We start from the raw sequence: 12,813 nt of genomic DNA on the forward strand, positions 1-12,813 counted from the left end.
TTGGTCAATTTATCAATTAAATAAGCCAAGGTGAATTTATGGGCAAAAACAGGCATATATGCTTGTCTGGGTATCGGTCGCGCTGTTTTCCGTTTCCGCTCATGATGAAGAATCACCTGCGCCGAATGACGAGATTGCACGTTCCGCCAGACCGACGGCCAGAAGCAGGAGGGAAAGGGGCTGCTGGCGCGGCCCCTTTTTCTTATGCGAGCGGGACGCTGGCCCAGCGGCGCAGGCGGGCATAGAGAGCCGCTATGACACCGCCGAAGATCAACAGGGCGAGCGGCGCGGCAAAGGGATTTTCCGCCAGCAGCGCAAGCGGCGCGTCGCTGCCGGTTGCGGCGACGATCCCGGCGAAGGCGACCCCGAACAGGCTTTCGCCGACGATGAAGCCGGTCGCCATCAGCACGCCCATGCGTTCGGCAAAGTCGGGGTTGGCCTGACGCAGCGCCCAGCGATTGTAGAAATGGCCGATCAATGCGCCGACCGGGATCAGCAGGGTCAGCGCCATCGGCAGGTAGATGCCCATGCCGACCGCGAGCGGGGGCAGGCGCAGCTTGCCCGCCTTGCCCAGCAGTTCGTCGATGACGACGACCACCGCCCCGATCAGCGCGCCGACACCGATCAGGTTCCAGTCGAGATCGCCGCCAAGCACGCCCTTTGCCAGCGCGGAGATCAGCGCGGCCTGCGGCGCGGGAAGCGCGGTGGCCTTGGCCCCCGGCGCGCCCGCAAAGCCGAATGCGTTGTTGAGCAGGTCCAGCACCGGCGGGATCACCAGTGCGCCGAAGATCACGCCCAGCACCAGCGCGAGCTGCTGCTTCCACGGCGTCGCGCCGACCAGTTGGCCGGTCTTGAGATCCTGAAGATTGTCGTTCGATATGGTGGCGATGCCAAAGACGATGGCGGTCACGAACAGGGCATAGGCGATCAGCGCCTGCGACTGTTCGGGATCGCCGCCCGATCCGTAGATCGCCGCGAGGATCAAGGACGCGCCCAGCACGGCGAGGATGCCGACGCCCGAAATCGGGCTGTTCGACGCGCCGATCAGGCCCGCCATATAGCCGCACACCGCCGCGATCACTATCCCTGCGACCAGGATATAGGCGAGCGTCAGGGCGATGATCGGCACCGGATTGAGGGCGATCGGCCCCCCTTGCGCAAAGTACCAGAGCAGGACGGCGATGGGGACGAGCGAGGCGATGATGGTGCCGCCGACGATGCCGATGGGCAGGTCGCGCTCCGTAAGTTCCAGCAGGCCGCCTTCGCCCGCGTTGCGCCGTCGCGCCGCCGCCATCGCGGATCGGATGCCGCTGACGATCGGGCCGAGGATCTTGAGCAGCGTCCAGATCGCCGCCACGCCGATCGTCCCGGCGCCGATGAAGCGGGCCTTCGTACGGAAGGTCGCGCCTACTATGTCCGCCAGCGCCGCGTCCGTGGGCAACGGGGCGGTGAGCCAAGGGACCAGGCCCAGCCAGCTGATGAGCAGGCCGACGAACATGGCGATACCGACCGACAGCCCGACCAGATGGCCGACGCCGATCAACGCCATGGAAAAACTGGTCGAAAGGGATGTCGCGCCGCTGCCGAGCTTGAAGAAGGTGGCGGCTTCCTCTGCGATCAGCTTCGTCTTGGCGGTGATCGAAAAGGCGGCGGCGGCCAGCGCGCTTAGCATGATCGCCGCAAGGCCGCGCCTGTTCTCCTCAAGCCCCTCGCGCGAGCCTGCTCCAACCTTGAGCACTTCGGCGGCGGCGACGCCTTCGGGATAGGGGAGGTCCGATCCGGTCACCAGCGCGCGGCGCAAGGGCACCGAATACATGACGCCCAATATGCCGCCCAGCGCAATGGTGAAGGCGGAAAGCCAATAGGGAAAACCCTGCCACCAGCCGATGATGACCAAGCCCGGCAGCACGAAGATGATCGCCGAAAGCGTGCCCGCCGCCGAAGCGATCGTCTGTACGATGTTGTTTTCCAGAATCGTGCCGGTCGCGAACATGCGCAACACCGCCATGGATATGACGGCGGCCGGGATGGAGGTGGCGAAGGTCAGCCCGATCTTCAGCCCAAGATAGACATTGGCGGCGGTGAAGAGCAGCGTGATGAGCGCGCCCAGAATGACGCCGCGTAGCGTCAGTTCCGCCATGGGCGTGGCTTTGGCCGAATCGGTGGTCACCAGCGTCTTCCCCCTGGGGCTGTGGTTTTACAAATGTCCGGTAATAATGTTGCTTGACCGTGGATCAATCGGAAAGTGAGGCGCTGCGTGCCACGGGGCCCGTCGTTACAGGCTGGCCCGCGACGGAAGCGGTCTCGCCGCGATCCAGCCAGCTATCGACCAGACGGGTCCAGCGGCTATAGCCGCGCGCATTCATGTGCAGGCCGTCGGGCCTGAACAGCGACGCGTCCGGCAGCCCGTCGCGGGCCAGCAAAGCGCTGCCGACGTCAAGATAGTCGAAGCGGCCGACGCGGCTGCGCGCGGCGACAGTCATGTTGACCGCAGCCATTTTGGGCCAGAGCGTCCAGCGGATCGGCGAGGGCTTGAGCGAGAGAAAGGCGATGCGCGATCGGGGATAATCGGCGCGCAATTTTTTCAGCAGCGCCAGCAGATCATGGGCGACCGCAGCAGGGGTCGCTCCGGCGGCGAGGTCATTTTCCCCCACATAGACCAGTATCGATCGGGGTGCGGCGTGCGGCAACAGGCGGGGATAATAATGGAGCACGTCCGGCGTGGTCGCGCCGCCAAAGCCGCGATTGACGGTGGCCTCGTCCGGGAAGCTGCCGCCTGTATTCCACAGCCGGATGCTTGAACTGCCAAGGAACAGGATGCCGTCGGGTGGACCGTCATTGGCTCCATTGGCCTTGGCAAAGGCGGCGATTTCATTGGAGAAGGGGAAAGCGGGATCAGCGTTGACGCGGGGCGCATCGGACGATCCGGGCGCGACCGATTGCGCTGCCGCCGTTCCCGGCGGGAGCAGCAGCGCGAGCGCAGCCAGCGCGATCCGCAGCGCCGGCAGGCGCTTGCCGGCACTAATGCCGATGGAGGGGGCGCAGCTGATATTTGCCGTTGGCATAGGTGCCGAACATGCCCGTGATGGCCGGGTGGTCCACAGGCTCTTCACTGTCGTCGGCGAGCAGATTCTGCTGGCTGACATAGGCGACATAGCTGGTTTCGCCATTTTCGGCGAGCAGGTGGTAGAAGGGCTGGTGCTTGTCGGGCCGGGACTGTTCGGGAATGGCCTGATACCATTCCTCGCTGTTGGCGAAGACGGGATCAATGTCGAACACCACGCCACGAAAGCCGAAGCTGCGATGTTTTACGACATCCCCGATGCTGAAACGCGCGTGGACAACGGGCGGGGCGCTGATATCTGCTCCGAAAATTGCGGTAGTGTTGGTCATGATGGACAATTTAGGGCGCTTCCCTTTCGTTACAAGAAAAATACGGTCCAGCCCGCTTGGCAAGCCGACCATCATTCGCTAATGGCCGCCGCTCGACCGGGTCGGCGCATGCCGTCCTTCTGCGGAGAGGTGGCAGAGTGGTCGAATGCACCGCACTCGAAATGCGGCGTGCCGGCAACGGTACCGAGGGTTCGAATCCCTCCCTCTCCGCCACTTAGTCATCCAACCGGATCCAAGATCATCCATAAAATCCCGTATTAACGGGATTTTAGGTGATTCTCGTGTCCAAGCGCATCCAGCGATATCCAGTCCAAGCCAACGCTATTTGGGGGCATTTTGGGGGCATCGAATTGGAGATTTGGGGGCATGCTGACCGACGCGGCAATTCGCAAGGCTAAGCCCAAGGAAAAGGACTACAAGCTGGCCGACTCCGGGGGGTTGTACCTGTTCGTGACGAAAACAGGCCACCGTAGTTGGCGGCTCAAATACCGTTTCGCAGATAAAGAGAAGCGCTTGGTATTGGGAAGCTACCCCGATCTGTCGTTGGCCGAAGCCAGGGATCTGCGGGACGACGCCAAGCGGATGTTACGTGATGGCCGCGATCCAGTGGTCGAGGCGAAGAAGCGCAAGCTTGCCAACGTCGTTCAGATGGAAAACACGTTCGAGAAGGTGGGCCGGCAATGGTATGCCGACCAAGTGGCTCGCTGGAAGCCTGTCCACGCTGCGGACGTCATCACCAGCCTGGACCGAGATATTTTTCCTGTCTTGGGAGGGCTTCCGATAACCGATATTGACGAGCCCCTCCTTCTCGCAACGCTTAAGAAGGTAGAAGGGCGAGGGGCCATTGAGACCGCGCACCGCTTGCTGCAGCGGTGTTCATCCATATTCAAATATGGCAAGGGCATTGGCGCCTGCCGTGAGAACCCTGCCGTTGACATGAAGGTCAGCCTCAAACCGGTTCCGCCCGCACGCCGGTGGCCTGCGCTGACGGAACTAGATCAGCTTCAGGCTTTGATTCGCGCCGTAGATTGCTCCACTTCCCATCCGATTACCCGTCTTGCGTCGAGAATGATGGCGCTGACTGCTCAGCGACCAGGGATGATAAGAACCGCGCCTTGGAGCGAGTTTGAGGGGATTGATTGGAACAAGCCTGATGAGATGGCGGATAAACCGCAGTGGCGTATCTCGGCTTCCCGCATCAAACTCGTGCTGGAACTCCGTGAAGATCAGGCGTTCGAGCACATCGTGCCGCTGTCGCATCAAGCTGTCGAGGTTCTGCATGTTGCTCGCCGTCTGTCGGGTAGAGGACCCTTGGTATTTCCAGGGGCGCGGAGCGGCTTGGAGCCGTTGAGTGAGAATGCCGTAGGATATTTGTACAATCGGATCGGCTACAAGGGACGCCACGTTCCGCATGGATGGCGTTCATCCTTTTCAACTATGATGAATGGTCTTGCGGAGCGATCGCATCCAGGTTCAGACCGCCTCGTGATCGACCGCCTCATCATCGATTTGATGCTAGCGCACATCCCGGCAGGAATGTCGGGTAGCGAGCTGATATATAATCGTGCCGCCTACATGGAACGGAGAAGAGAACTCGTGCAACAATGGGCGGATATGTTGATGGGAGGTCAAGTTGCCGCCCGTGATCTTTTAGGGGGTATAAGGCGCTCAAAATCTAACACGCGGTGATCAACTAATGCGGTGTGGGTCTCGCGATACTTGTCGAAGAATTTTTCGAGCTCCTTCTCGTCTGTGATCGGCTTTTTAGGGTCCAAACCCAATCAGCCTCTTGAAAATCTGCGCGCACATTGATTCAGGGAGTCTCCGCTGAAGCAGGAGGTCCCGAGGATGTCGCGTTCATTGTTCTGGTTGTCGGATGAAGCGTGGGCTGTGATCGAGCCGCACTTGCCGAAGAACCAGCCTGGCGCGCGGCGGGTCGATGATCGGCGGGTGATCTCGGGCATCATTCACATGCTCAAGTGCGGTGGCCGCTGGGCGGACTGCCCGTCCGAATACGGCCCTGCGACAACAGTCTACAATCGCTGGAACCGGTGGAGCCGTCGGGGCATCTGGACCCGCATCCTTGCGGCATTGACCGAGGAAGGCTGGATTGCGGAAACCGGCCAGATCGACAGCAGCTACATCAAGGCCCACCGCTCTGCCGGTGGCGCAAAAGGGGGGCGCGAGCCAATGCCATTGGCATCTCGCGTGGCGGCCGGACGACGAAGATCCACGCCCTTGTCGATGTCCTCGGGCGGCCTCTCCGCCTCGTCCTGACACCCGGCAATACATCCGATGTGAAGGGCGCGGACCTGCTGATTGGCGAAACCATTGGCATGAAGCGGGTGATCGCCGACCGTGGCTACGACGCAAACCGCATCAGGGCTGCCTTGCGCGAGCAGGGCACGATTCCGGTGATCCCCGGCCGTCGCAATCGCAAGCGCCCGATCCAGTATGACGAACGCCGCTACAAGGACCGCTGGCGGGTCGAGGCAATGTTCTGTCGTCTGAAGGACTTCCGGCGCATCGCAACCCGTTACGACAAGCTCGCCAGGAACTTCCTATCAGCCGTAAGCCTCGCTGCCGCCGTGGCCTTTTGGCTGTGATTGAGTCTCGACCCTAGGCTTCACCTTCTTCCCGGTCACGAACATGCCATCGATCTCGACCTCCCCCTCCATGATAGGGCCTTTTTCAAGTTCTCTGTCGTTGATTGTCTGGATGGCTGCTCTGATCCGGTGCTGGAAGACGAATGGAGTCGAGTAGGAATTTTTGATGTGACGCCGCTGATGTAAGGCGGCGAAACCCATGACCCCGTTGGCGAAAGGCAGCGTGGCAGCCAGGATGCGGCGGAACGACCGTTTGCGGCTATGCAGATGGGTGCGGATTGTGACGGTATATTGCAGATAGCAAGTGCTGGTTTCGCCAACGATCTCGTTCGTGATCGTCCCCTGCATTTCCATTTCCGGTTTCGATAAGCGTCCACGATTCTTTGCACCCGCACTCCGGACACGTGGGGATGCCATACGGTCATCGGATAGCCACGAAGAGATCGGGGGCCTCGTCGTCGGAAAGCGCGTACACCTCTTCCATCGTCAGATTGACCGCCGCGCGGGAAAGGAGGGAGCGCTGGGCCACGTATAAGATGCTCTATGCGCTATATACGATGCTTTACGCCCACGCGCACAGGCCAATGCATCATATTCTATGCTTTCAGCACTAGAAGCAGTGCTAAGAGCTTTGCGGTTTGAGCCGTTGGTCCTATAACGTCCTTCATGACCAGCCATGACGATTCCGATCCAGCGCCCATCTTCGACGACAAAGCCTGGGAAGAGACCGCAAAAAACATGCTGCGCGCCGAAATGATGCGCCGCGGTATTTCCTATGCGACTTTGGCAGAGATGCTTTCCGGCATTGGTGTCGGCGACAACGAGTTGAACGTAAAGAACAAAGTAGGTCGCGGCAAGTTCAGCGCAGTCTTCCTTTTGCAGTGCTTCATGGCGCTGGGTGTCGAGTGGTTACAGGTCCCGAAGTCGCTTGATGAGGCATCCGGAAAGGCAGGTGCGCAGCATCTCGCGAAAGGCCCTCGCGCGCCAGGCGAAGGAGGAATGGCCAGATGATCAAGACCAGACAGCGGGTCATTGACCATGGGGAGGTGTTCACCGACGAACGTGAGGTGAATGCCATGCTCGACCTGGTCAAATCCGAGACGCAAAGGATCGACAGCAGGTTCCTTGAACCAGCATGCGGATCGGGAAATTTCTTGATCGAGGTCCTTCGTCGGAAGCTCGAGATCGTTGAGGAGCGCTACGGACGGGGGCAGCTCGAATTTGAAAGATACTCCATCCTGGCGCTTGGCTCGATCTATGGCGTCGACCTGCTGGAGGACAACGTATCTGAATGCCGTGACCGGCTCTACGATCATTTCAACGACATTTACTCGCGGTGCTTCGGCCCGAAATGCCGTGATGAATGCCGTTCCTCGGCGAGATATGTTCTGGATCGTAACATCGTTTGCGGTGACGCGCTCACGATGACGACCGTAGGCCGTCGGCCTGAACCGATCGTCTTTTCGGAGTGGTCTCCGGTCAATGGTAGCCTCGTGAAGCGCCGCGATTATTCTCTGGCACACCTCCTGGTGTATCAGCCGATGGAAGGCCCCAGTCTGTTCTCAGATTTGGGAGAGGAGGCCTTTATCCCGAAGCCCGTTCGTGAATTCCCTCTAACTCATTACTTGAAGCTGGCTGAGGCCGCGCATGCTTGAGATCAACTACAATCCCGACGTCCTCAGCTGCCTGGCGAACCTGAGCAACGACGAGGTGTTCACGCCGCCGGAGCTAGCGAACGAAATCCTCGACCAGCTCCCGTCGAGCCTGTGGTCTGACAGCGGCGCCACTTTCCTCGATCCAGTCACCAAATCCGGGGTGTTTTTACGCGAAATCGCAAAGCGCCTAGTCGAGGGTCTGAAGGGGGAGTTCCCAGACGAGCAGGAGCGGGTCAATCACATCTTCAAAAACCAGCTGTATGGGATTGCTATCACCGAGCTCACTGCGCTCCTGGCCCGTAGATCGGTTTACTGCTCCAAGAACGCAAACAGCCCCTTCTCCGTCTGCACCGATTTCGATGGTCCAGATGGCAACATCCGGTTTAGCCGGGTCGAGCACACATGGGATGGCAATCGCTGCAGATACTGTGGTGCTTCACAATCTGTGATGGAGCGTGGCAATGATCTCGAAACGCATGCCTATGGATTCATTCACACTGACAACCCCGAAAGCCTCTTCGACATGAAGTTCGACGTCATCATTGGTAACCCTCCATACCAACTCTCGGACGGCGGGCACAACGCAAGTGCGAGCCCGATTTATCACAAGTTCGTGGAGCAGGCGAAGAAGCTAAATCCCTCTTATCTGATCATGATCATCCCAGCGCGCTGGTATTCCGGCGGCAAAGGCCTGGACGGATTTCGGGCTGAGATGCTGGCGGACAAATCGATTAAAAAGCTCGTCGACTACCCGAAGCTCTATGACGCCTTCCCCGGCGTCAAAATCCGTGGAGGCGTATGCTACTTTCTCCGCGACAAGAATTACCAAGGTCCGTGCGTGGTTCAGACGATGTGGGATAACCTCCCCCTCGGCGATCCGATGGAACGCCATCTCAATCAATACGATGTTTTGGTTCGGCGCAACGAAGCAATCTCGATCTTGGAAAAGGTTAAAGCGTTCAGGGAAAACGGGGAGTTGGAGGGCACCTACGATACCGTGGTGTCCAGTTCAAAACCGTTCGGGTTCAGGACCAACTTCCATGGGCGGGCTCATCGACGTGGATTGGCCGATCCAGTAAAGCTCTACGGATCACAGAAGGTCAGCTGGATTGATAGAGGCCAGGTTCAGCAGAACGCTGGATGGATCGATCAGTGGAAAGTGTTGATGTCTGCCGTGCAGGGAACCAGCGCTGCCATTGAAACGAAGTTCCTGAGCGCTCCCAAGATTATCGCCCCCGGTGAGATTTGTTCGGAAACCTACAATGTGGCCGGCAGATTCGACGACCGGGATTCTGCATCACGCTGCGCGAGTTATCTCAAGACCCGTTTTGTCCGGTTCTTGGTGTCGTTGCGTAAGATTTCTGTCCATGCGTCCAAGGACGTCTACAGCTTTGTGCCAGTGGTCCCCTTCGATCGTATGTGGAATGATGAGGCCCTCTATAACCGCTACGGCCTGACCGAGGCCGAAATCGCTTACATTGAGGAGACAGTGGCGCCGATCGAATTGGAATTCGATCTGGAGTCAGGCGATGCCTGATCCGTTTTTTCCGCCCAAGCCCGAAATCAGCCCCAAAATTTACGCCTATCGGGATAAGAGCCCTGCTTACGAAGGCATGCTCAAGGTCGGTTTTACGGCGCGCGACGTCGAGGGCCGCGTAGCGCAGCAGTATCCGACCAAGCGCCCAGGTGAGTTGCCCTACGAGATCGTGCTCGAGGAGAGTGCTGTCTGGAATGACGGAGGCTCTTTCACCGATTATGATATCCATCGTCAGCTTCGAAAAAAGGGAGTCCGCAATCCCGCTGGTGAATGGTTCGAGTGCGATGTCGATGATGTTCGCGCCGCCGTCCTAGCGGTTCGTGAAGGTATCGACAACGAAGACAACCGTACGCAGAACTTTAAGATGCGTCCGGAGCAAGCGGCTGCGGTGGAGAAGACTTCGCGGTATTTTGCCAGCGTCGATGACGAAGGCACCAACCATACTCCACACTTCCTTTGGAACGCCAAGATGCGCTTCGGGAAGACGTTCGCCTCTTATCAGCTTGCGAAGCGCATGGGATGGAACAAGGTGCTTGTGCTCACCTTCAAGCCTGCCGTGCAGAATGCCTGGGAAGAGGACCTCAAAAGCCACATCGATTTCGAGGGGTGGCAGTTCGTGTCACGGGGGGGGCTGTCCGAGGCTGACGTCGATATGTCCCGTCCGATAGTGTGCTTTGGGTCTTTCCAGGACTTCCTCGGCAAAAACTCCGCCGGCGGTATCAAGGCCAAGAACGAGTGGGTTCACGCTACCAACTGGGACTGTGTGATCTTCGACGAATATCATTACGGCGCTTGGCGCGAGAACGCGAAAGAATTGTTCGAAGCCGAGGATCGCAGGGAATTGGAATTCGCCCAGGGCAATGGTCTCGACTACTTCTCCGAGGAGAACATGCCGATTACCACGGGCGCATACCTGTATCTCTCAGGAACCCCTTTCCGCGCGATTGCATCGGGGGAGTTCATTGAGGAGCAGATCTATAACTGGACCTATTCCGATGAACAGCGGGCGAAGGAGCAGTGGGAAGACGTAGACAATCCATATGCCTCTTTGCCGCGAATGGTGATGCTGACCTACCAGTTGCCTGATGCGATCCGGGAAATCGCCATGCAGGGCGAGTTCGACGAGTTTGACCTCAATGTTTTCTTTTCGGCCGACGGCGAAGGCGATCGGGCACGTTTCAAATACAAGAACGAGGTTCAGAGCTGGCTTGATCTCATCCGCGGGTCCTACGAGGAGACGGCCGTAGACAATCTGCGGCTTGGTAACGAACGGCCGCCGATGCCATTTTCAGACGTGCGCCTCCTTAATCTTTTGTCGCACACCTTCTGGTATTTGCCGTCTGTGGCGTCGTGCCACGCGATGAGGAACCTGATGTCCGAGCGGCAGAACCGCTTTTACCATGACTACAACGTCATGGTCTGCGCCGGCAGCCGGGCGGGCATCGGCGTTGCTGCGCTCCAGCCCGTTCTGGATGGCATGGATGACCCGCTCAAGTCCAAATCCATCACGCTGTCATGCGGAAAGCTGACCACCGGTGTGTCCGTAAAGCCTTGGACAGGCATCCTGATGCTTCGTAACATTTCCAGCCCGGAGAGCTATTTCCAAGCAGCGTTCCGTGTGCAGACACCCTGGGTCATCCAGAACCCCGATTCCGTGTCTTCATCGAAGCGGGAGATCGTGAAGAAGGAATGCTATGTCTTCGACTTCGCACCTAATCGCGCGCTGAAGCAGGTAGCCGACTACAGCTGCCGTCTAAATGTCGATGAGACAAATCCTGAGAAGAAGGTCGAGGAGTTCATCCACTTTCTCCCTGTCCTTGCTTACGATGGCAGCTCCATGCGCCAGATCGATGCCGCCGGCGTGCTCGATATGGCGATGAGCGGGACCACCGCCACGCTGCTTGCGCGGCGCTGGGAGAGCGCCTTGCTGGTGAATGTGGACAACAACACCCTGCAGCGGCTGATGAACAGCGACGCCGCCATGCAAGCGCTGATGAAGATCGAAGGTTTCCGTAATCTCAACCAGGAAATCGAGACGATTATCAACAAATCGGAATCGGTAAAGAAAGCGCAGGCTGAAGCCAGTGATCGTGATCTAACAGCGAAGGAAAAGAAGCAGCTCAGCGAGGAGGAGAAGGAATACAAGAATGCTCGCAAGGAGATCCAAACGAAGCTGGTCAAGTTCGCGACGCGCATCCCGATCTTCATGTATCTGACGGATTACCGCGAGAAGTGTTTGCGAGACATAATCACGCAACTCGAGCCGGGGCTATTCAGAAAGGTGACCGGGCTGGGGATACCGGATTTCGAACTCCTGGTGAGCCTGGGTGTCTTCAACAGCGGACTGATGAATGACGCGGTCTACAAGTTCAAGCGGTATGAGGATGCCAGTCTTTCCTACACTGGATTGAACCGCCACGAGGGAGCGGACGTCGGCCTTTACGACACCGTGATATCGGCGCACGAATTCGTCTGATTCGGGGCGCGTGAGCGCAATCGGAGCGAATGACCGCGATTGGTTTTTCTGCTAGATAAGCTTGCTGACAACAGCCCTATGTGAAGCTGCTGGAGGTGGAGGCCAAGAAGGGCCAGCTTCCGTGTGCCCGTGTCGAGATCGCCAAGCAGATGAAGGGCGGCGTGTCGCGCCAGTCGGTCTGGGTCTATGACGGGACCGAACTGACCGAGGATCGATCAGGCCTCCGGCGGACGGACAATCTATACCGGATACCGCATCGGCATCATCGAGAAGATGCGAGGTGGCGGGTCGATGCAATTGATCGTGCCCGGCGCTGGTCGCGCGATGCGCGCAAGCGCTCCGAGATATGCCGCGCCCCGGCGAAGCACGCGTCACTTTCGAGCTGGCCGAGATGCTGATAGGGCGAGAAGAGGTAACCCCGGAGGTCGGGACTTCACAGCCGCAACGCCTTGCTGTCACGCACCTCGACGTCCCCGATCTTTTGGGCGGGTTACAGAACCGCACCGAATTGCCGCGCAAGGCGCTGGCCGACATCCTTGTTCAGTCCGGTCGATTGGCGGACGCGGCGGTGAACCCGTCCGCCTTCGTCGACGCGGTGACAGCGATCATCCAGGCGGGCAAACGGCTGATGATGACGAACGGCATCATCTACAAGCCGCTGGACGAATGGTGGGCCCAGGACCTGTTCGCGCCCGAAGACCATGTGTCGGTCGATCACTGGTCTCGGTCGAGCACGCGCCGCTCGATCACATCGTCACGGACTTGAACATTGAGGCCGAGCTCGCCAAGGCGCTCGACATCAGCGGCGCGATAAAGGTGTTCGCCAAGCTTGCGCTGGGCTTCAAGATTCACCACGCCGTTGGGCACGTATAATCCAGACTGGGCCATCGTCCGCCAGTATGATGGTCGAGAAGACGTCTATCTGGTCAGTGAGAGCAAGGGCGACCTGAACACACTCCGCGAAGCCGAGAAGGCGCAGATCGCTTGCGGCAAGGCCCTCTTCAAGGCGCTGGACGTACCCTTCGTGACCGCGATCAACCTCGACGGAATTCTCGCGCAGATTTAGCGGCTGCTCGAATGCTGGGGCGAAGTACACTAAGTATCAGCTTTGATGCCGGGCTTCGCCTCGGGGTAGTGCGAAAAACC

Annotated in this window: 13 protein-coding genes and 1 tRNA gene; 10 read left to right on the forward strand and 4 right to left on the reverse strand. The window is 58.9% G+C overall.

What is annotated here, in order from left to right; translation table 11 throughout:
* Nucleotides 1–202: 202 nt before the first annotated feature.
* The 3 genes from K663_RS01900 to hspQ all read right to left on the reverse strand — a co-directional run bounded on the left by K663_RS01900 (nt 203) and on the right by hspQ (nt 3,393).
* Nucleotides 203–2,170, reverse strand: a complete 1,968-nt coding sequence (locus K663_RS01900; protein WP_062113480.1) for an OPT family oligopeptide transporter — start codon at nt 2,168–2,170, stop codon at nt 203–205.
* Between the two features lie 64 nt (nt 2,171–2,234).
* Entirely contained in the window at nt 2,235–3,065 is an 831-nt protein-coding gene (locus tag K663_RS01905) for a GDSL-type esterase/lipase family protein (protein ID WP_062113483.1), read from the reverse strand.
* Entirely contained in the window at nt 3,022–3,393 is a 372-nt protein-coding gene (gene hspQ / locus K663_RS01910) for a heat shock protein HspQ (RefSeq protein ID WP_062120172.1), read from the reverse strand. Before hspQ ends, K663_RS01905 begins: the two co-directional genes overlap by 44 nt.
* A 123-nt stretch (nt 3,394–3,516) precedes the next feature.
* Between hspQ and K663_RS01915 the strand changes: the two genes are divergently transcribed.
* The 3 genes from K663_RS01915 to K663_RS23110 all read left to right on the forward strand — a co-directional run bounded on the left by K663_RS01915 (nt 3,517) and on the right by K663_RS23110 (nt 5,999).
* Nucleotides 3,517–3,606, forward strand: a tRNA-Ser gene (locus tag K663_RS01915).
* Between the two features lie 153 nt (nt 3,607–3,759).
* On the forward strand, nt 3,760–5,082 hold the full coding sequence (locus K663_RS01920) for a tyrosine-type recombinase/integrase (protein ID WP_044661427.1): 1,323 nt from the start codon (nt 3,760–3,762) through the stop codon (nt 5,080–5,082).
* 159 nt (nt 5,083–5,241) lie between these two features.
* A protein-coding gene (locus tag K663_RS23110; RefSeq protein ID WP_145902195.1) for an IS5 family transposase occupies nt 5,242–5,999 on the forward strand; the annotation gives its coding sequence in 2 pieces (ribosomal slippage) (nt 5,242–5,575 and nt 5,575–5,999; 759 coding nt in all).
* On the opposite strand, the gene K663_RS01935 is transcribed toward K663_RS23110, so the two are convergent.
* Nucleotides 5,958–6,347, reverse strand: coding sequence for a hypothetical protein (locus K663_RS01935; RefSeq protein ID WP_145902196.1), 390 nt, complete (start codon nt 6,345–6,347; stop codon nt 5,958–5,960). The two genes, K663_RS23110 and K663_RS01935, sit on opposite strands and share 42 nt — an antisense overlap.
* A 318-nt stretch (nt 6,348–6,665) precedes the next feature.
* Between K663_RS01935 and K663_RS24565 the strand changes: the two genes are divergently transcribed.
* The 7 genes from K663_RS24565 (at nt 6,666) to K663_RS01970 (ending at nt 12,733) form a co-directional block, all read left to right on the forward strand.
* Nucleotides 6,666–7,010, forward strand: coding sequence for a DUF6471 domain-containing protein (locus K663_RS24565; RefSeq protein WP_044661429.1), 345 nt, complete (start codon nt 6,666–6,668; stop codon nt 7,008–7,010).
* On the forward strand, nt 7,007–7,654 hold the full coding sequence (locus K663_RS01945) for a restriction endonuclease subunit M (RefSeq protein ID WP_044661430.1): 648 nt from the start codon (nt 7,007–7,009) through the stop codon (nt 7,652–7,654). The genes K663_RS24565 and K663_RS01945 overlap by 4 nt, the downstream gene beginning before the upstream one ends.
* Complete coding sequence (locus K663_RS01950; protein WP_044661431.1) at nt 7,647–9,191, forward strand: Eco57I restriction-modification methylase domain-containing protein; 1,545 nt, start codon at nt 7,647–7,649, stop codon at nt 9,189–9,191. The genes K663_RS01945 and K663_RS01950 overlap by 8 nt, the downstream gene beginning before the upstream one ends.
* Nucleotides 9,184–11,667, forward strand: a complete 2,484-nt coding sequence (locus K663_RS01955) for a GIY-YIG nuclease family protein (protein WP_044661432.1) — start codon at nt 9,184–9,186, stop codon at nt 11,665–11,667. The genes K663_RS01950 and K663_RS01955 overlap by 8 nt, the downstream gene beginning before the upstream one ends.
* Before the next feature lie 80 nt (nt 11,668–11,747).
* Nucleotides 11,748–12,065: a hypothetical protein gene (locus tag K663_RS01960; protein WP_044661433.1), complete on the forward strand. Its 318-nt coding sequence runs from the start codon at nt 11,748–11,750 to the stop codon at nt 12,063–12,065.
* Nucleotides 12,014–12,433: a hypothetical protein gene (locus tag K663_RS01965; RefSeq protein ID WP_145902197.1), complete on the forward strand. Its 420-nt coding sequence runs from the start codon at nt 12,014–12,016 to the stop codon at nt 12,431–12,433. The genes K663_RS01960 and K663_RS01965 overlap by 52 nt, the downstream gene beginning before the upstream one ends.
* A 93-nt stretch (nt 12,434–12,526) precedes the next feature.
* Nucleotides 12,527–12,733: a restriction endonuclease gene (locus K663_RS01970; RefSeq protein ID WP_044661435.1), complete on the forward strand. Its 207-nt coding sequence runs from the start codon at nt 12,527–12,529 to the stop codon at nt 12,731–12,733.
* Nucleotides 12,734–12,813: the final 80 nt, after the last annotated feature.

The organism is Sphingobium sp. MI1205, from assembly GCF_001563285.1.
In the GTDB taxonomy this organism is placed as follows: Bacteria; Pseudomonadota; Alphaproteobacteria; order Sphingomonadales; family Sphingomonadaceae; genus Sphingobium.